Annotated in this window: 17 protein-coding genes; 5 read left to right on the top strand and 12 right to left on the bottom strand. The window is 43.4% G+C overall.

The window, feature by feature from the left end:
- Positions 1 to 36 precede the first annotated feature (36 nt).
- Both RDV49_RS05165 and RDV49_RS05160 read right to left on the bottom strand, forming a co-directional pair.
- A complete protein-coding gene (locus RDV49_RS05165; protein ID WP_003008119.1) occupies positions 37 to 492 on the bottom strand; it encodes a SprT family protein in 456 nt (151 codons plus the stop codon).
- Complete coding sequence (locus RDV49_RS05160) at positions 479 to 2,635, bottom strand: Tex family protein (protein ID WP_003008121.1); 2,157 nt, start codon at positions 2,633 to 2,635, stop codon at positions 479 to 481. Before RDV49_RS05160 ends, RDV49_RS05165 begins: the two co-directional genes overlap by 14 nt.
- Positions 2,636 to 2,784: 149 nt before the next feature.
- Here RDV49_RS05160 and RDV49_RS05155 point away from each other — a divergent pair, with 149 nt between their 5' ends.
- The 4 genes from RDV49_RS05155 (at position 2,785) to zwf (ending at position 6,311) form a co-directional block, all read left to right on the top strand.
- On the top strand, positions 2,785 to 2,934 hold the full coding sequence (locus RDV49_RS05155; RefSeq protein ID WP_003008123.1) for an SPJ_0845 family protein: 150 nt from the start codon (positions 2,785 to 2,787) through the stop codon (positions 2,932 to 2,934).
- Positions 2,934 to 3,839: a permease gene (locus RDV49_RS05150; RefSeq protein ID WP_003008125.1), complete on the top strand. Its 906-nt coding sequence runs from the start codon at positions 2,934 to 2,936 to the stop codon at positions 3,837 to 3,839. Before RDV49_RS05155 ends, RDV49_RS05150 begins: the two co-directional genes overlap by 1 nt.
- On the top strand, positions 3,836 to 4,651 hold the full coding sequence (locus tag RDV49_RS05145) for a TIGR03943 family putative permease subunit (protein ID WP_003008127.1): 816 nt from the start codon (positions 3,836 to 3,838) through the stop codon (positions 4,649 to 4,651). Before RDV49_RS05150 ends, RDV49_RS05145 begins: the two co-directional genes overlap by 4 nt.
- A 193-nt stretch (positions 4,652 to 4,844) precedes the next feature.
- Complete coding sequence (gene zwf, locus RDV49_RS05140) at positions 4,845 to 6,311, top strand: glucose-6-phosphate dehydrogenase (RefSeq protein WP_003008129.1); 1,467 nt, start codon at positions 4,845 to 4,847, stop codon at positions 6,309 to 6,311.
- Positions 6,312 to 6,402: 91 nt separating this feature from the next.
- Here the strand turns inward: zwf and ftsY are convergent, their stop codons facing one another.
- The 10 genes from ftsY to yycF form a co-directional block, all read right to left on the bottom strand.
- Positions 6,403 to 8,061: a signal recognition particle-docking protein FtsY gene (gene ftsY / locus RDV49_RS05135; protein ID WP_003008131.1), complete on the bottom strand. Its 1,659-nt coding sequence runs from the start codon at positions 8,059 to 8,061 to the stop codon at positions 6,403 to 6,405.
- Positions 8,062 to 8,883: a Cof-type HAD-IIB family hydrolase gene (locus RDV49_RS05130; RefSeq protein WP_003008133.1), complete on the bottom strand. Its 822-nt coding sequence runs from the start codon at positions 8,881 to 8,883 to the stop codon at positions 8,062 to 8,064.
- Positions 8,880 to 9,686 carry a Cof-type HAD-IIB family hydrolase gene (locus tag RDV49_RS05125; RefSeq protein WP_037607996.1) on the bottom strand — a complete coding sequence of 269 codons (807 nt, stop codon included), beginning with the start codon at positions 9,684 to 9,686 and terminating at the stop codon, positions 8,880 to 8,882. The genes RDV49_RS05130 and RDV49_RS05125 overlap by 4 nt, the downstream gene beginning before the upstream one ends.
- Positions 9,676 to 13,212: a chromosome segregation protein SMC gene (gene smc / locus RDV49_RS05120; protein WP_003008137.1), complete on the bottom strand. Its 3,537-nt coding sequence runs from the start codon at positions 13,210 to 13,212 to the stop codon at positions 9,676 to 9,678. The genes RDV49_RS05125 and smc overlap by 11 nt, the downstream gene beginning before the upstream one ends.
- Entirely contained in the window at positions 13,203 to 13,904 is a 702-nt protein-coding gene (gene rnc / locus RDV49_RS05115; RefSeq protein WP_037607998.1) for a ribonuclease III, read from the bottom strand. Before rnc ends, smc begins: the two co-directional genes overlap by 10 nt.
- A 99-nt stretch (positions 13,905 to 14,003) precedes the next feature.
- Positions 14,004 to 14,390, bottom strand: coding sequence for a YbaN family protein (locus RDV49_RS05110; RefSeq protein WP_003008142.1), 387 nt, complete (start codon positions 14,388 to 14,390; stop codon positions 14,004 to 14,006).
- A gap of 33 nt (positions 14,391 to 14,423) precedes the next feature.
- Positions 14,424 to 14,969 carry a putative periplasmic lipoprotein gene (locus RDV49_RS05105; protein WP_003008145.1) on the bottom strand — a complete coding sequence of 182 codons (546 nt, stop codon included), beginning with the start codon at positions 14,967 to 14,969 and terminating at the stop codon, positions 14,424 to 14,426.
- Between the two features lie 142 nt (positions 14,970 to 15,111).
- Positions 15,112 to 15,921, bottom strand: a complete 810-nt coding sequence (gene walJ / locus RDV49_RS05100; RefSeq protein ID WP_023918725.1) for an exodeoxyribonuclease WalJ — start codon at positions 15,919 to 15,921, stop codon at positions 15,112 to 15,114.
- A gap of 7 nt (positions 15,922 to 15,928) precedes the next feature.
- Entirely contained in the window at positions 15,929 to 17,281 is a 1,353-nt protein-coding gene (vicK, locus tag RDV49_RS05095) for a cell wall metabolism sensor histidine kinase VicK (RefSeq protein ID WP_003008150.1), read from the bottom strand.
- Positions 17,274 to 17,975 carry a response regulator YycF gene (gene yycF / locus RDV49_RS05090; RefSeq protein WP_003008151.1) on the bottom strand — a complete coding sequence of 234 codons (702 nt, stop codon included), beginning with the start codon at positions 17,973 to 17,975 and terminating at the stop codon, positions 17,274 to 17,276. Before yycF ends, vicK begins: the two co-directional genes overlap by 8 nt.
- A gap of 887 nt (positions 17,976 to 18,862) precedes the next feature.
- Between yycF and RDV49_RS05085 the strand changes: the two genes are divergently transcribed.
- Positions 18,863 to 19,912, top strand: coding sequence for a DUF389 domain-containing protein (locus RDV49_RS05085; RefSeq protein WP_003008156.1), 1,050 nt, complete (start codon positions 18,863 to 18,865; stop codon positions 19,910 to 19,912).
- Positions 19,913 to 20,065: the final 153 nt, after the last annotated feature.

Below are 20,065 nucleotides of genomic sequence, written 5' to 3'. Positions count from 1 at the left end.
GTCTAACTGGAAAGAGATCCGCCTAAAGACCGATTCTCACTCTTGTCTCATTTCAAGGAATTGCAGGCGGCTGTGACAGCGACCGCAGGCATATTTCTTCAGATCGATTTTTCGCTTTCGTCTATACTCTTGGCCACAATGGGGACATTGATAGAGATAGATCCGCTTGACTCGCCCAGCTCTATCTGGTAGAGGAGGTGTGAAACGAAGACCGTCCACTTGCTGGAGGAGTTGCTTAAAGGCTAGATCTTTGTGGCGATAGCCTTTACCTTGATCGTAAAGATGGTAATGGCAGAGCTCGTGGCGGACGATTTTGCGAAAGACCTCTAACCCGAAAGCTTGGTATATTTTCGGGTTGAAATCAAGGTGTCGATCCTTGGGAAAGAAACGACCCCCAGTGGTTTGAAGACGTGAATTCCACTCTGCTTGATGGCGGAATTCTCTCCCAAAATCTTCTAGGGATACTTGGCGTACATACTCAGTCAGATTCATTCGGAGCTACCAAACTGAGATTGACTTTTTCGCGTTCCACATCAATCCTCTTCACCCAGACGGTTACCAAATCACCTACTGAAACGACCTGGCTTGGATGCTTGATAAACTGCTTGCTCATATGGGAGATATGAATCAAGCCATCTTCGTGAATGCCAATATCGACAAAGGCCCCAAAGTCAACCACATTGCGCACAACCCCTTCTAATTTTTGGCCAATATGCAGGTCTTTAATATCCAAGACATCCTGACGGAGCACGGGTGCATCAAAGGAATCCCGCAAATCGCGACCTGGTTTTAGGAGATCGGCAATGATATCTTTCAGGGTTTCTGGTCCCAGATCCAGCTGAGTAGACATCTCCTTTATGTTCACAGCTTTTAATTTTTCATGAGCGGATGCATCGAGTTCGGTAATTTCAAGAAGCTGAAAAAGTTTTTCAACTTCCTTGTAACTTTCAGGGTGAACGCCGGTATTGTCCAAGATGTTTTTACTTTCAGGAATGCGTAAGAATCCAGCAGCCTGCTCGAAAGCCTTGGCGCCGAGGCGAGGCACTTTTTTAATCTGTGCTCGTGAAAGAATCATTCCTTCTTCTTCCCGATATTTCACAATATTTTCAGAGATGGTTTTATTGAGTCCTGCTACATGCGCTAAGAGAGAGGGACTAGCCGTATTGATATTGACCCCAACTTGGTTGACGACAGTATCTATCACAAAATCTAAACTTTCTGTCAGTTTTTTCTGATTGACATCGTGTTGGTATTGACCGACACCGATGGATTTGGCATCGATTTTCACCAATTCTGCTAGCGGATCTTGCAAGCGACGGGCAATGGAGATGGCCGAGCGTTTTTCAACGGTTAGCTCTGGGAACTCATGACGGGCCAACTCACTAGCTGAGTAGACAGAGGCTCCGCTTTCATTGACAATAACATAGCGAACTCCTGGATGGTCATGAAGCACCTCTGCGACAAAGGCCTCACTTTCACGGCTGGCGGTTCCATTTCCAATCGCAATAATTTCTACTCCGAACTCCTTGATCAAGGAAGACAGTTCCTTTTTAGCCTGCTCGATCTGAGCTGGTTTTGCAGGAGCAACTGGATAGATGACCTGGGTGGCGAGCATCTTTCCTGTCTCATCGACAACGGCTAGTTTAGCACCGGTCCGAAAGGCTGGGTCAAATCCAAGGACCACGCGCCCTTTTAATGGAGGAATGAGCAATAGATTCCGTAGATTCTCAGAGAACAATTGAATGGCTCCGTCTTCTGCCACCTCCGTCAACTCTGTCCGAATCCGACGTTCAATCGCAGGAACGATTTTTTTCTTAACCGCTTGTTGAATAACCTCATCGACATAGGCATTTTTAGTTTTAAAACGAGCCTCAAAAATACGAATGATTCGATCCAGTTGGTGCTCGAATCCGACTTTGAGAACGCCCAATTTTTCCCCACGATTGAGAGCTAGAGTCCGGTAGCCTTGCATATTCTTGATCTTCTCAGAAAAATCATAATAGATTTCAAAGGTTCTCTTAGGATCTAAGCTTTCATCCTTCAAGGTTGACGTCATGAGGGAATGCCCATGAATTTCTTGATAGGTGAGGGCCCGTAATTGGGTATCCTCTGAAATAGCTTCTACCAAAATATCCACTGCACCAGCTAAAGCTGCGGTTTCAGTTGGGAAGGCCTCACAGGTAAATTTCTGAGCCTCTGCTTCCAAGTCTGGACTATTTTGCAAAATGAGACGCGCCAAGGGAAAAAGTCCTGCTTCTCGAGCAATCGTCGCCTTGGTCCGCCGTTTTTCCTTATAAGGGAGATAGAGTTCTTCGACATCCGCTAATTTTTCAGCAGCTTCAATAGCCTGCTTGAGCGCCTCTGTCAGTTTGCCTTGTTCCTCAATCTTAGCAAGGACGGTTTCTTTTCGTTCAGCCAGAGCCGTTAACGATTTGTCCCGGTCAATAATGGCCTTGATCGCTACTTCATCTAAATTTCCCGTTAGATCTTTTCGATAGCGAGCAATAAAGGGAATGGTTGAGCCTTCTGCTGTCAGACTCAATACGGTATCGATTTGTTTTAAGCTAACACCCAATTCTTGGGCTATTTTTTCATATTTATCCATAACTTCCATTATAGCATATTTTGCTGCCATCAAGGGGTGAGATCGCCTGTTCTGGTCTCTGTTTCAGGGATTTTTCATAGAATAATTTTGACCCTCTTGATCTTTCCTTTTATGTTCCATTTCCCCCTTGCTCTTCCCTTTTTGTTATAATGATAGAAAATGAATAAGGAGGCCCAATAATGGCTATTAAATTCTCAAAAACAGATGATCTTGATAAAATGTTTGAAAACTTTGCAAGTTTTCCAGATGTAGAAAAAACAGTCGAATTCCCCGAAGAAAAAAAGAAGGCAGAAACTGCTACAACTAAAGAAGCAAAGAAGGTTAAGTAATGACATTCTTTCAACACCTTCCCTCTAGCGTCTTGCAGGCTGGGGCTATTTTTCTCTCGATTATTATCGAGGCCCTACCGTTTGTCCTAATCGGGAGTATCATTTCAGGGATTATCGAGGTCTATATCACCCCCGAGAGGGTCTACCGCTTTCTTCCCAAGAATAAATTTGGTCGGATCTTCTTTGGGACCTTTATCGGCTTTATCTTTCCTTCCTGTGAATGTGGAATTGTTCCCATTATCAATCGCTTTCTAGAAAAGAAAGTCCCAAGTTATACTGCTGTTCCCTTTCTGGTGACAGCACCGGTCATCAATCCCATCGTTCTCTTTGCGACCTACTCAGCCTTTGGAAATTCTGTCAAGATGGCCCTCTACCGCGCCCTTGGTTCCCTACTGGTCGCAACAGTGCTAGGAATCTTTCTTGGTTTTATTCAGACAGATTCGATCCAAAAAGAACATCGTAAGGCTGTACATGAACATGATTTTAGGGACTTGAGCAAAGGTCAAAAGCTTTTCCAAGTCTTGGTGCAAGCCATTGATGAATTCTTTGATACGGGACGCTACCTGGTATTTGGTTGCCTCTTTGCCAGCCTCGTCCAAGTCTATGTCCCAACACGGATCCTCACTTCGATCAGTGCGACACCGGTTATTGCTATTCTCCTTCTCATGGTCTTGTCCTTTCTCCTCTCACTTTGTAGCGAGGCGGACGCCTTTATCGGCTCTTCTCTTTTGAGTAGTTTTGGAGTAGCGCCTGTGCTTGCCTTTCTGGTGATTGGGCCTATGCTTGATGTCAAAAATCTCCTCATGATGAAAAATTATCTCAAGACCCGTTTCATCTGGCATTTTATCGGGATTGTGAGTGGAGTTGTGCTCCTTTATGCTTGGTTTGTGGGGGTAGTGCTATGATTCGTTTCTTGATATTAGCTGGCTATTTTGAGCTCACCATGTACCTGCAATTATCTGGTAAGCTCAATCAATACATCAACTTACACTATTCTTACTTGGCTTATATTTCCATGTTCTTGTCCTTTGTTTTAGCTCTTGTGCAGCTGATCATCTGGGTCAAACAAATGAAGATCCACAGTCATCTATCTGGCTTCTGGGCAAAAGTGGCGAGTATTTTCTTGCTCTGTATTCCTTTGTTTGTCGGGCTATTTTTCCCTACAGTGACACTGGATTCCCAAACAGTCTCTGCCAAAGGCTACCACTTTCCGGTTGCAGCAGGTTCTTCCAAAGAAATCCAACAGGATGAAGGGACAACAACTCAGTATCTCAAACCGGATACCAGTAGCTATTTCACTAAGTCTGCCTACGAGTCAGAGATGAAGCAAGCAGCAAAGAAATATGTTGATAAAAAGGTGATCCAGGTGACCACTGAGAATTATATGGAAGTCATGGAGGTCATTTATGATTATCCAGATCAATTTGCGGGGAAAACCATCGAGTTGACCGGTTTTGTTTACAATGATCCTAATAACAAAGACAGCCAATTCCTCTTTCGCTTTGGGATCATCCACTGTATCGCAGATTCCGGTGTCTACGGTCTTTTAACAACCGGTGCTCCCCAACATTTTGAAAATAATACTTGGATCCATGCAAAAGGAACCTTGTCCATTGAATACCACAAGCAGCTCAAGCAAAGCTTGCCTGTCCTCCACATTACGGATTGTCAAACCATTACACAACCAGATAATCCTTATGTCTACCGCGTATTCTGATGGAGCTTCTGTTGTAGATCCAAACATCTTGTAACTGTTCAAGCTAGAATCCACATTGGTTCTAGCTTTTTCTATGCTTTCCTCTCAAATCCTCTAATCCAAGCGGAAAATATTCGGAACAACGATTCCATCAAAGAAATCTTGTAGATTTTATGGTAAAATATGGTTAATAAAATAGGAAATAGGTACTTAAATGTCTTCAAAAGTTATTGTAACCATTTTCGGGGCCAGTGGAGATTTAGCCAAGCGCAAACTCTACCCATCCCTTTTTAGACTCTATAAATCAGGAAATCTATCTGAAAACTTTGCGGTTATCGGAACAGCCCGCAGACCATGGAGCAAGGAATACTTTGAATCAGTCGTGGTAGAATCCATTACAGATCTGGCCGATAGCCCTCAACAAGCTCAAGAATTCGCTAGTCATTTCTACTACCAAAGCCACGATGTCAATGATACCGAACATTACATCGCCCTGCGCGAATTACAAAACAGCTTGGATGAAAAATACCAAACAGAACACAACAAGGTCTTCTTCCTGTCCATGGCTCCTCAATTTTTTGGAACTATTGCCAAACACCTCAAATCAGAAGGCATTGTGGATGGGCAAGGCTTTGAGCGCTTGATCGTTGAAAAACCTTTCGGTACAGACCTAGAAACGGCTAGTCAGCTCAACAAGGAATTGGAAGAAACCTTTGATGAAGAGCAAATCTTTCGGATCGACCATTACCTTGGAAAAGAAATGATCCAAAATATTTTTGCCATTCGTTTTGGAAATCTTATTTTTGATAATCTCTGGAACCGAGATTTTATTGACAATATCCAAATTACCTTTGCTGAACGCTTGGGGGTTGAAGAACGCGGTGGCTACTACGATCACTCGGGGGCCCTTCGAGATATGGTGCAAAACCATACCCTTCAGCTTTTGTCATTGCTTGCCATGGATAAACCAGCTACCTTTACCAAGGATGCGATTCGGTCAGAAAAAGTTAAAGTTTTTGAGCAATTGCACAATCCAACAGATGAGGAACTGAAGAAATTCTTTATCCGTGGTCAATACCATTCAGGTACGATCGAAGGGAAAAAAGATATCTCTTATCGCAGTGAGCCAAATGTCGACCCTGAATCTACTACAGAAACCTATGCTTCTGGTGCATTCTTTGTTGATAGCGATCGATTCCGTGGAGTTCCTTTCTTCTTCCGTACCGGAAAACGTTTGACCCAAAAAGGAACCATGGTCAATGTGGTCTTCAAGCAAACCGACTCCATCTTTGGACATAGCTTGCAACCAAATGTCTTGACCATTTATATCCAACCAAATGAAGGTTTCTCATTGAGCATCAACGGAAAAGAGGTCGGGGAAAAATTCAGCATCGCACCTATTTCCTTTGACTACGAAACAGATGCGACGGCAACTGGAGCTTCACCAGAGCCTTATGAAAAATTAATTTTCGACGTTTTGAACAACGACTCAACCAATTACAGCCACTGGCAAGAAGTTCGTGCTTCATGGCAATTGATTGACCGGATCGAAAAACTATGGGCCGAAAATGGAGCACCGCTCTATGAATACAAGTCTGGATCCATGGGACCAACTGCATCCGATGATCTCCTTGCAGAATACGGAGCAGAATGGGTTTGGAAACCTGAACCTAAGAATTAAGGAAAGCCACCTTCGGGTGGTTTTTTTGATAGCGCAAGGAAACAAAAAGACAAATTGTCCTTCCAACAATTTGTCTTTTTCTATTTGACTCTTAAATCAAGCCTTCCAAGAGGCCTCTCATGAAGTTTTCTGAATGGAATGGTCCGATATCATCAATCTTTTCTCCGAATCCAATCAACTTCACTGGAATGTCCAACTCTTCACGGATCGCAAGGACGACCCCACCTCGAGCTGTTCCATCGATCTTGGTCAATACAATCCCTGTCACAGGCGTAATTTTTGAAAATTCTTTAGCTTGTACCAAGGCATTTTGACCGGTTGATGCATCGAGGGCCAGCAAGGTTTCATGTGGTGCCTCTGGTACCACACGCTTGATAATTCGCCCGATTTTTTCAAGCTCGGCCATGAGGTTGTCCTTGTTTTGCAGACGACCCGCCGTATCAATCATTAGAACATCAATGTTTTCAGCGATCGCACGTTCTATTCCATCAAAGACGACGCTAGCAGGATCTGATTTTTCAGGACCTGTTACAACTGGAACATCTACGCGGCGTCCCCATTCTGCCAGTTGAGCTACTGCTCCTGCACGGAAAGTATCTGCTGCAACCAACATGACTTTCTTGCCCTCTTGTTTATATCGGTGGGCTAACTTCCCGATAGAGGTGGTTTTCCCAACTCCATTGACCCCAACAAAGAGCATGACTGTGAGACCATCTTGAAAACGAATGGCTTCATTAAATTGGCCATCCTTTTCATACAAGTCCACCAATTTTTCAATGATCACGCGCTTGAGAGCATCTGGTTTTTTGGCATTTTCCAAACGGGCTTCATAGCGCAACTCTTCGGTTAAATTAGAGGCCACTTGAACCCCAACGTCACTCATAATCAAGAGTTCTTCCAATTCTTCAAAGAATTCTTCATCGACTGAACGGAAATTGGCAAAGAAGGCATTGAGACGTGCTCCAAATCCAGTCCGCGTCTTTTTCAAGCTACGATCGTATTTTTCCTGAATGGTTTCTTGCTGAGGCTCAATCTCGTCTGGAATTGGCTCTTCTACCTCTTCAACAGTTCTTTCCTCAACGGTTGATGCAGGTTCTCCTTGAGGAAGTCTGGACTCGGCTTCTGCCACTTCTGAAGTTTCCTCCACTTGAGCAATCGCTTCTGATACTTCAGGTTCTGAAACCTCATCCTGAGCTTCTACTAGTTCTGGAGACTCCTCTTCTGTCGTGCTCCCTTCTACTAGCTCAGCGTCAGATGATGGAGAGGCAATTGGTGACTCTTCTTCCATTTCTGAACCGTTAGCCCCATCTGCTTCCTCACCATCTTCAGTAACTTCCGCTTCAATTTTCACTTCTTCAAGAGGCTCAGTCTCCGTGTCATCAGCTAGTGGTGAAACTTCTTGAGGAATTGCTTCTGTTTGAGCAGGTTCAAAGGCAACTGGAGACTCCTCTACCGGTTCTTGAACTTCAGGAGTCTCTGAAGTTCCTATTTCTTCAACAAGAGGTTCCTCTGCCGGCTCTTCTTGAGCAACGGTTGAAACAGGTTGATGAGTGGCTGCAATTCGCGCTTTGAGCTCTTGGTAGTAAGCCTCCATATCAGCGATTTTTTGCTCTTCCTTGTCATTTTGGGTAGCCGTAGGCTCCTCTTTGACAGTTTCTTCAACCTCAGTACTTTCCGTCACTTCTTCCGAAGACGGAAGCACTTTTTCAGTTTCTTCTTTTTTTCCAAATAAACGATCAAATAATCCCATTTATTCACTCTCCTTTAGCACATAATTTTCAATCGCCCATGCGACGGCATCTTGGTCATTGGTCATAGGGGCCACAAGCGTTGCAACTTCCTTCACTGCTGGAATCGCATTGCCCATGGCAACCCCCAGTCCAGCCCACTGGATCATAGACAGGTCATTGGCTTCATCTCCACAGGCCATGACTTGATCAGATGTAAGACCCAAAATAGCTGCCAATGCCTCTAAACCTGTCGCCTTGTGAACATTTTTAGGGCACCATTCCAGCAACATTTCCCGAGATTTAAAAATTTCATAGTCTTGAAATAAGTCCGGCCTGATCTGCTTGATCGCTGCATCTAAAAAGTCTTGATCAACGGCTGTCACACACTTGTTGTAGGATATCGTGGATGGCAGGTCTTTAAAATCTGTCTCAATAAAGTTCAGGTAGGGATTGTAAAGGGAATAGAGAGACTTTTGATCTGCATGAATCTCATAAACCGTTCCCTCACTGATCGCATCCAGCGGAAGGCCGAGACAAGCTGTTTCATCATGGATGGTTGCGACATCTTCTGGTGCCAAGACCACTTTTGAGAGGATTTCTCCATTATTTCGCTGCACCAAGCCACCGTTGAAGGTAATCGTATACTCTTCTTTGAGGCCAGCTGTTCCCAATTCTTCTAAAAGAAAATCCATAGCTTTCAAGGGGCGACCAGTGGTTAGAACCACCTTGACACCTTGGGCCTGTGCAGCAACGAGAGCTGCTCTATTGCGAGGGGAGATCTTTTTTTCCGAATTGAGAAGGGTCCCATCTAAATCCAGCGCAATCAAGGAAATCTTACTCATAGGATTTCCTCCATGTAGCGTAGGACAGAGCCCGTCGCATGGTGGCCGATGACTGTTTCAGCAATCGCTAAGATTTCGGGACGTGCATTTTCTGGCGCTACAGGATGGCCCACGACTTGCATCATATGGAGGTCATTTAAGTTATCCCCGAAAGCCATCACCTGATCCATCGAGATCCCTAGTTTATCCGCTAAGGCGGTAATGGCCACTCCCTTATCGACATAATCGAGTACAATATCAATCGATTCAAAACCTGTCGTCATCGCTTTGACACCTGGGATATTCTCAGTGACCCATTGTTCACCTTCAAGTACAAGAGCTGCATCAAAGTTGGTGGTCAATTTGAAAATTTCATCTTGAATATCCACTAGGCTTTTCACTTTTTGAATGTTTTCATTGTAGTGCTGACTCAAGGCCAGATAGTCGGGATCTACTGTTTCTAATACATAGCTCCCTTTTTTCCCTGTCAAAAGTAGTTTATTAGGATCTGCATAAGGGGAAGATTTCAAAGCCTCAAAAACACCCAAATAAAAGTCTTTGGACATGGTCGCTTCGTAGAGGTCTTCTCCATGAAATTCTACCACACTACCATTTTCAGCAATGAAAATCATCTGGTCTTCAAACCCTTTAAAGAGGGATTTGAGCGAAAGGAGGGCACGGCCACTCGCAGCAGCAAAATAAATGCCTTTTTCTTTGCAGCTGGCTAATACCTTGCCTAATCGTTCTTGATCGTACTGATGTTGGTCATTTAAAAAAGTTCCATCCATATCCGTAGCGATCAATTTAATATCATTATTCTTCATTTTCTAAGTCTTTCAATTTTACTGAGACGATTTTAGAAACCCCAGATTCCTGCATGGTCACTCCATAGATGGAATCTGCAGCTGACATGGTTCCCTTCCGGTGCGTCACGACAATAAATTGGCTTTCCTTATCAAAGCGGTTGAGATAATCACCAAAGCGCTTGACATTGGCTTCATCCAGAGCAGCCTCAACTTCATCCAGAATGACAAATGGAATGGTCTTGACACGAATAATCGAGAACAAGAGAGCCAAGGCTGACAAGGCTTTTTCACCACCACTCATGAGGTTTAAAGATTGGATCTTTTTACCAGGTGGCTGCACAGAAATCTCAACACCAGCTGTCAGCAGATCCGGCTCTGTCAGAATCAAATCAGCAGAACCCCCACCAAACATTTGACGGAAAGTGACTTTAAAGGATTCACGAATAGCTTCAAAAGTTGATTTAAAGCGTTCCTTGACTTCGTCATTCATGTCGTTGATCGTAGACAGAAGCATGTTTTTCGCGGCCAAGACATCCTCCCGCTGGCTAGAAAGGAAATCAAAGCGTCCCTTCACTTCATCGTATTGCTCGATCGCATCCACATTGACTGGACCAAGTGCCTTAATGTCTTTTTCGATGCTCTTGAGCTGGTTTTCAGCTACCGCAAGATTTTCAACCGGTTTGGCCTGTTCTTTGGCTTGGTCAAAGCTTTGCATGAATTCATCTGTAATTTGCGTTAAGAGCTTGTTCAAGCGATCCGCATGCTTTTCACGTGTCGCTTCAGCCTTGGCTTGTTGACGAATCCACTCTTCGTTTTTCTTGCGCGCTTGCTCCATCTGTTCTGCCACATCTTCAGCCTGGCCTTCTAAATCATCCAGCTCAAAGCGTTTTCGAATGATCCCTTGTTCCAAATCTGTCTTCTTGGCTTGCGCCTGTGTCAATTGATTGGCTAGCTGCTCCACATCCACTGTCTGAACTTGGGCCTCGCCTTGTTCAATCAGCAATTGTAACTGATGCTCTTCTACTTCCAACTGAGTGATCGTTTCTTCCAAACGACGAGCATCTGTTTGCTCGTAACTTTGTTGACTTTTATATTCCGTCTGTTGGAGTCGCAGTTCTGCCAATTGCTCTTGCAGGTTTTGCACCTTTTGTTGTAGGACATCTTTGTCCGACTTCATGGTTTCAATGTCGCGATTCAAATTTTCTTTTTGAAGCTCAATCGCTGCTAATTGCTCAGTAAGGGACTCCTGCTCTTCTTGTAGAGATTGGGTCGCATCTGTTGCCAATTCTGACTTCAAAGCCTCTAAGAGTTCCTGAATTTCTTTCAGTTGCTCTTGGCTTTGTTGGTAGGCCAATTGGGCCCGCTGTTGCTCCAGACGCGCTTGCTCACCCTGGCTTTGAATAGAGGCCAAGTATTCTTGCGCCTGCTTGAGCAGATTGTCCTTGGTCTCTACCTCCTGCTCTGCTTCTCTTAAACGAGCATCCAGAGCTTGCATTTCCTGCTTCAAACTATCTAATTCTGGTTTGACAAAGACCGTATTTTGGGAGCGATTGGCACCACCGGCATACGATCCTCCGGTCCGCAATTCGGTCCCATCCAAGGTCACCATCCGAACTTGATAGTTGACTGTACGAGCCGCCTCACGCGCATGTTCCGTCGTGTCAAAGATGGCCGTTACTCCAAGCAAGTTTTGAAAAATCTGTTCAAAACGATGCTCATAGGTCACCAAGTCACTCGCAATTCCTAAAAATCCTGGACTGGTTTGAATCAACTCCAGATTACGAGGAGAAAGTTGACGAGCTTTGATCGTCGTTAGCGGAAGGAAGGTTGCCCGTCCTAAGCGATTGCGTTTCAAGTAGTCAATTGCTCTCGTTGCCGCCTTTTCATCCTCGACAATGATCTGTTGGCTGCTAGCTCCCAGAGCAATTTCAAGCGCTGTTTGGTAGTCTTTTGAGAAACTCAAATTCTCACTAACAGCCCCACAGATGCCTCCTAGACGGTCCGCTTCTTGTAAGACGCTCTTGACGCCTGCATAGAAGTTACTATGGTTCTTCTGAATGGCTTCCAAGCTATTGATCCGCGCCCGTTTGTTTTTGCTCTCATCCATCAAGTCAAACATGGCCGTTTGAGCCTCTTGGTAGGCAGCTTTGGCTTGCTCCACTTTTACCAATTGATCTTGGTATTCTGCTAATAGGCCTTTGACCGTCGCTTGTGCCTGATCCAACTCTTCCAATTGTCGAACTTCTTTTTCCTTGGCAGCTTCAAAATTGGATTGCGCCTTGATCAAGTCCTCTTGACGATGGCTAGATTCTTGTAGGAGCGCTTGGATCCGGCTTTCAATGGCTGTCCGCTCGTTAGATTTTTCAGCTTCTCTCTGTAAGAGCTCCACATACTGCTCACGTAGATGCTCAATGACTTGTTCCGGATCTTCTTCATAGTTGGCTAATTCTTTTTCCAGCTCTTCTTGTTGCTGACGGTTCTCTATCAGTCTTTGTTGAAGAGTTGCTAGCGTCTCTTGTTTTTGAGCCAGCTCTTGCTTCGCTTCTTCCAGACGGGCCAAAACAGCATCCAGTCGCTCTAGATTTTCTTTGCGACTATGGGCTGCTTGGCTTGATTGGAGCTTAGCGACTTCGATTTGCTTTTCCAAATCGCTAATCAAACGAGTGACCTCTAGCAAGCTCGCCTGGTCCTCAGCTAGACTTGCATCCAACTGATGGCGGGCTTTCTTAATGCGGAGGTTATCTTCTTCTAAAATCTGACGGCGTTGGTAATAAGAGGCCAACTGTTCTTGAATGGCTTTTTCTTCTTGGTCAACCTTTTCATAGAGATCCTTTGTCAGATCTACTTGAGCGACCAAAACGTCCAGTAAGAGAACCTGGCGTTCTTGGTCTAATTCCAAGAAACGACGAGCAACCGTCGCTTGCTTTTCAAGAGGCTGGATCTGTCCTTCTAATTCATAGAGGATGTCCTCTAGACGGTCCAAATTCTCCTGAGTTTGGTTGAGTTTGGTCTCCGTTTCCTTGCGCCGCGTCTTAAATTTCAAGACACCTGCAGCTTCTTCAAAGATTGCCCGGCGTTCTTCCGGTTTGGAGTTAAAGATCTCCTCTACCCGACCTTGGGAGATAATAGAGAAAGAATCCCGTCCTAATCCCGTATCCATGAACAAATCATGCACATCTCTGAGACGTACTTTCTTACCATCGATCTTGTACTCGCTGTCTCCCGAGCGATAGATATGCCGTTCGACCCGAATTTCTTTCCCCGCTTGTTGGATAAAACCATCCTGGTTATCTAAGACAACCGTGACACAAGCATAATTCAGCGGTTTACGCGATTCTGTCCCTGCAAAGATGACATCGGGCATCTTGCCCCCACGTAGACTCTTGACACTGGATTCCCCCAGGGCCCAGCGCAAGCTCTCCGTGATATTTGATTTTCCAGATCCATTAGGCCCTACAACGGCAGTAACCCCTTTGTCAAATACGACCTTAGTCTTATCCGCAAAAGATTTGAAGCCTTGGATTTCAATCTCTTTTAGATACATGAGCCATCATTCCTCGTTTCAACTGCATTGCGGGCTGCTTCCTGTTCCGCTAATTTCTTGGAGCGACCATGACCGTGTCCTAGGGTTTTGCCGTTCACGAACACTTCCACTTCAAACTCTTTTGCATGAGCAGGACCGGACTCGCTGACCACTTGGTACTGGATCTCCACATCCCCATGAACCTGCAACAGTTCTTGCAGGCGGGTCTTGTAGTCAATGACTTGAGAAAATTGACCCGTCTCAACCTTAGGAATCATGACCTGATAGATGAAGCGTTTGACCGCTTCCACACCTTGATCTAAGAGCAAGGCACCTAAAAAGGCTTCAAATAAATCGCCAAGAATCGTATCGCGGTCCCGACCACCAGATTTTTCTTCGCCCTTGCCTAGTTTGATGTAATGGTCAAATTGGCAATCCCGAGAAAAACCAGCCAGACTTTCTTCACGGACAATCATGGAACGGAATTTAGATAAATCTCCTTCCGGTCTGTTTGGGTGTTCCTTATACAAATATTCGGAAATAACTAATTGAAGAACAGCGTCTCCTAAAAATTCCAAACGTTCGTTATGTGAAATTTTTAAGAGGCGGTGCTCATTGGCATAAGACGTGTGTGTAAAAGCTGTATCTAATAAACTGCTATCTGAAAAAACGATCTGAAACCGTTCCGATAACAGGGTTTGTAATTTCTCCATAGGAAGCCTACTTTCTAATAAATTCATACCTTTAAGTATACCAAAAAAGAAGCACGAACGCACTTCTTTTCCTAGTTCTAGGGCCTGAATTCTCCATTTTTAATCAGGATTTTCTTCTGTTGGATTTTCAGGCTTATTAGGGATCACTTTTAAGAGATAATAGGTGATAAAAATCGTCAAAGCCCCTAGAGCAAGCTTCACCCAAATAATCGGTGCCAGAAAGATCGAAATCCCCATCAGAATGTAGATCTGAAGAAGGATCCATTTCTTCCGTTCTTTGGCAATCGATTTGGTCTCTCGGTAATCCGCTACATAGGTTTGATAAAGCTTGGTTTGGTAGAGCCACTCTTCAAAGCGTTTGGAACTTTTAGCAAAGCAGGCCATCGATAGCAATAAAAAGGGAGTCGTCGGTAAAATCGGTAATGGAATCCCAATAATTCCTAATCCCAAAGACACAAAACCAATCGTAAGATAAACAAGGCGCATTTACTTCTCCTTTGTATGATTCTTTTTTCGTAATCACTCTACAGCGTTCACATCTGACATTTGAAGCTTCATCTTAGATGGATCTGACATTCCATCTACAATTCCCAATTGTTCCTCATTCAGTGGCAACAATATCAAAGTTGCTGTATGAGAAGGTAATTCGCCGCTATCCGTGATGAAATAACTTACCTTTTGATTATCAAAAATAGTCTTTCCATCATAAGACCAAGAAATTGAAAAATTCAAATCTTTCTTGATATCCATATCTGTCTTATTGACCAACATGAGCGCTGCTCTTCCTTCAGAAATAGCTCCCGTGAAGTAGAGCGCCATATTACCTTCACTTCCGAGTTCAGGATGGTCCTTGACCAATTTTTTTCCTAACTCAATTAGCTCAGATTTTTTACCTTCATACTGAGGTGCTACTACAAATTTCAAACCTTTTTCTTCTTTAGAAGACTCTGATACTTTTGTTTCCTTCGTCGTTTGATTGGAAGTCGACTCTTTCGTATCTTGCTTAGACTGACTACAAGCTGTTAAAGCAACCAAACTAGCCAGTAATAACATCATTTTTTTCATTTATTATTCTACTCTCGTGACTCTCACTCAGAATTCATTCTTTCCTATCATACACGAATTTTTGGTAAAGAGCAAATTCATTACTAGATATAGATTTCCTCAAATAGACATATAAAAAACCACCTGCAGGTGGTTTTCCATCTTATATCTTCGTCAAAGGGGTCGCGGTATCTGGCGAGGTATCTAACACCTCAAAATCATGGCCGACAGCTAGATCTGCTCGAGCCAGTTGATTCTCCATGGTCATATGAGCCAATTCTTTGATATTGTTCTCTTTTGACAAATGTCCCAGATAAATCTTCTTGGTACGATTTCCCAAGGTTCGGATCATGGCATCTGCACCGTCTTCGTTAGAAAGGTGGCCTAGGTCTGACAAGATCCGCTGCTTCAAGCGCCAAGCATACGAACCTGCTCGAAGGATCTCTACATCATGGTTGGACTCAATCAGATAGCCATCAGCATCTGCGACGATTCCTGCCAAGCGATCACTCACATAGCCCGTATCCGTCAGCATGACGAAGCTCTTGCCATCCTTCATAAAGCGATAGAATTGAGGGGCTGCAGCATCGTGACTGACCCCAAAACTTTCGATATCGATATCGCCAAATGTCTTGGTCTTCCCCATTTCAAAGATGTGCTTTTGAGCATCATCAACCTTGCCTAGATACTTGGTGCCTTCCATAGCCTTCCAAGTTGCTTCATTAGCATATAGATCCATGCCATATTTCCGCGCTAAAACACCCACACCATGGATATGGTCTGAGTGTTCGTGCGTAATCAAAATGGCATCTAAGTCTTCTGGTTTGCGATCAATTTCAGCCAATAGTCCCGTAATCTTTTTCCCTGATAGGCCTGCATCAATAAGCAGTTTTTTCTTTGGCGTCTCAAGGTAGAAAGAATTCCCACTAGAACCTGAAGCTAAAATACTATACTTAAATCCCTCTTCTGTCATTGACTCCTTATTCTTCCTCTTCTGTATCCCAGTCGTCTTTAATAGCATCTTTGTCGTACGGCAAGACAATGGTAAAAGTAGATCCCTTGCCATATTCACTCTTGGCCCAAATAAAGCCCTTGTGTTGCTTAACGATCTCCTTAGCAATGGCTAAGCCTAGACCAGTCCCACCTTGGGCCCGGCTACGCGCCTTATCCACTCGGTAAAAGCGATCAAAAATGCGTGGCAAGTCTTTCTTGGGAATTCCCAAGCCCTCATCTGAAATGGAAATAATCAACTGGGCATCCGTCGTTTTCATCCCTACCTTGATTTTTCCACCATCAGGTGAGTACTTGATGGCATTGTTCAAGATATTGTCGATCACCTGGGTCATTTTATCCGTATCAATTTCAACCCAGATCGGGGTGATCGGGTATTCCCGGATCAGTTCATACTTCTTGGTATCTTCTTGCGATTGACTCTTGATCTTATCAAACCGGTTCAAAATAAAGGTGATAAAGGCCGTAAAGTTGGTCAACTCGATGTCCAACTGACTGGTTTCATTATCGATTCGTGACAAGCTCAATAGATCTGTGACCATGCGCATCATGCGGTTGGTTTCATTGAGCGAAACCTTGACAAAATCTGGTGCTACCGGCTCTGACAAAGCGCCATCGTCCAGGGCTTCTAGATAGGATTTCACACTGGTCAAAGGTGTCCGTAATTCATGACTCACATTGGAGACAAAGAGGCGACGTTCCCGCTCTTCCTTGTCCTGCTCCGTCGTATCGTGCAAGACAGCTACCAGACCAGAGATAAAACCTGACTCGCGACGAATCAAGGCAAAGCGCACACGAAGACTTATGTATTCCCCATTTTCATCCTGGGAATCGATGGTCAACTCTGGTACTTCTGTAATCAAGCTTCGCAGATCATAGTCATCTCCAAGCGAAAGCAAATCCAGAATACTGGTATTGAGCACCTCATCTGGATTAACATTCAATTGCTTGGCTGCCATTTCATTGACCATGATGATCTGACCGCGTCTGTTGGTCGCAAGCACCCCATCTGTCATATAAGAAAGGATACTGGTCAAACGCTTGGTTTCTTGTTCCAAGTTTTCATGCGTCAGGCGAATAACCTCCGACAGATCATTGATACTATTGGTCATATCCGTCAGTTCTGGACTTCCTTGCATGTCGACCACTTCGGAATAGTCCCCTGCAATCAGATCCTTAATTTTGGCGTTTAATTGTCTGAGCTTGATATTGTCCCTACGGTTTTCTAGCAAAAGCAAGGCTACCACAATGATAAACCCAACCGTAATCAGAACAAAGACAAAGTTCGACGACATGACAAATTGTTTTAGTTGATCAATCATTGTTTCTCATATAATATCCGACACCACGGCGGGTCAAGATATATTCTGGACGTCCCGGTGTGTCCTCGATTTTTTCACGCAAACGACGAACTGTCACGTCCACTGTCCGAACATCACCAAAGTAATCATAGCCCCACACCGTCTCAAGAAGGTGTTCACGGGTCATCACTTGACCGACATGGGTCGCAAGGTGATAGAGCAATTCAAACTCACGATGGGTCAAGTCCAATTCTTTGTTGCCTTTTTGAACCAAGAAGGCATCTGGAAGAATGTGAAGATCACCAATGACAATTTCCGTATCGGCCTCATTTTCAAGCTGAGGATCAGCCGCAAACTCCGAACGACGCAACAAGGCCTTCACACGCGCTTGCAATTCCCGATTAGAGAAGGGTTTGGTCACATAGTCATCAGCACCAATTTCAAGTCCGATAACCTTATCAAATTCTGTATCTTTGGCAGAAAGGACAATGATGGGCACATTGCTGGTCTTGCGAATGGTACGCGCCACTTCCAGACCATCAATCTCTGGCAACATCAAATCTAGAATAATAATATCCGGATTCTCAGCCGCAAAGACTTCCAAAGCTTCCCGGCCATCAAAGGCTGTCAAGACTTCATAGCCCTCTTTTGCCATGTTAAATTTGATAATATCTGAAATTGGTTTTTCATCATCAACTACTAATATTTTTTTCATCTTACATACCTGTTTCTAATGCTTCTTTTCCTAATCAATCTCTATCTTCTTATTATATCAAACTTATGAAGAAATGTGGAGCCTCAATTGCTGGACTTTCCTATAAGAAAGGGTAAAAAAGACCGAGAAGTTAAAATCTCAGTCTCAGAAAAAACGAATGATATGTAGAAGATAAAATCACTTGAGTGATTCTAAAAAAAGTTAATTTCCTACTTGCTATAGCTAATAAATCATATTTAGAAAACTTTCCGTCGTGAGAAAAGTGAGAGTGGGACAGAAATCATAGCCTCTTAATTGTTTTTGGATTGTCGAGCAAGACGCAGTGGTTGAGTGGGCTCTACTACGCTGATTTCATCAGCTTTTACAGCCCTACTCAACTGTGCGGAGGTGGGACGACGAAATCGAATTCTAACGAATTACCGATTTCTGTCCCACTCTCACTCGGGAGTTTTGGAACTTCATAGAAGTTCGCTGACGTTCTTACTCACCTAAGGGAAGGTTTTTTAGATTGTTTTATCCTTAATCTTTTTATTTTTTCATTATTTCTCAACACGTGATTTGTTGGCGATATCTGCTAGGATTGCTGCTACAAACTCATACTGTTTAAACATTAAAACGGTATCTATTTTCAGAGGAGATATCGTTTTTCTTCTTATTCGGATAAGGATACAAAAATTACTTCCTTTCTCTATCTTTTAAATCAATTGATTTCTTCAGAGAAAGACTGTAAAATTTTTGATATAATGTCAAGGATGGACTGATGGATATTTAAAAGATAATGTTCAAAAGAATCACAGGTAAGAATTAAAAACATGTCAGTTTGGACAGAAGTCTCTCTACCATCATCCATGCAGAAACAAGATTATATGAAATAAAAGGAGTAACCAATGTCCGGAAACTATTCAACACGTGAATTCCGCGAGAAACTATATGATGACCTTCATGTTCGATTAAGAGATACAGTGATTTTGATGTGTTCGATTTTTATTGCCTCTATAGGTCTAAATATGAATTCAACAGCTGTCATTATTGGAGCCATGCTGATTTCCCCTCTTATGACACCGATTATTGGACTGGGGTTTGGTTTAGCTATTTTTGATACGCGTTTAATCAAGCAATCTCTAGGGGTTTTATTTACTCAAGTATTGGTCAGTTTGCTTGTCTCGACTCTATATTTCTGGATTTCTCCCTTATCTTATGCAAGTAGCGAATTGATTGCACGAACCTCTCCAACCATTTGGGATGTTCTCATTGCTATTGCGGGTGGGATAGCAGGTGTCATTGGTTCAAGAAAAAAAGAAGCAAACAATATCGTGCCAGGAGTAGCTATTGCAACAGCTCTGATGCCACCTATCTGCACTGCAGGCTATGGTTTAGCTAATGGAAATGTACGATTTTTATTTGGGGCTCTCTATCTTTTCTTGATCAACTGTGTCTTTATCATGCTAATCAATATTGTTGGAACAAGAATTATGATGAGACAATCTCCCTTAAGTTCATTTAAAGAGCTAAACATGAAAATGAGAATTGGGTTGATCTCCTTGATTGTATTATTGGTTCTTCCAGCCAGCTATTCAGCAGTCACTCTGACGATGGATCAAGCACGAAAAGAAGGGATCAAACAGTTTGTAGGAAAAGAGTTTGCCAATCATACGATCATTAATCAAGTCTACAAGTCAAGTAGCAATGAATTGGTCTTGACAGTTGTTGGAGATCCGATTTCAGAAGAAGAATTAGAAACCATTCGCCAAAAACAAGACTCTTACGGTATTCAATCTGTTCAATTGAAAGTCAATCAAGTCCATAATTCGACAAAATTAGATAGTGAGACGACCAAGGAATTTTACGAAAACATTGACAAGTATATCGATCAAAAACTCTCTGAAAAAGATTCACAAAACGATCTCGTAAAAGAAAATGAAGCAGACAAGGATTGAGGATAGTCAACTTATCTAACTCATGGAAGCAAATCTTGGGAGGATATCCTATATCCAAAAGTTCATGGATAGAAAGGATTGTTGATGAGGATACTATTTGTGGTGGTTTGACCGATCACTACTAGCTCAGCTTAATCAAAATGTAAAAAAGCA

Source organism: Streptococcus parasanguinis (genome assembly GCF_031582885.1).
Classification (GTDB): domain Bacteria; phylum Bacillota; class Bacilli; order Lactobacillales; family Streptococcaceae; genus Streptococcus; species Streptococcus parasanguinis_M.
This window is presented reverse-complemented; position numbering and strand designations above follow the sequence as displayed.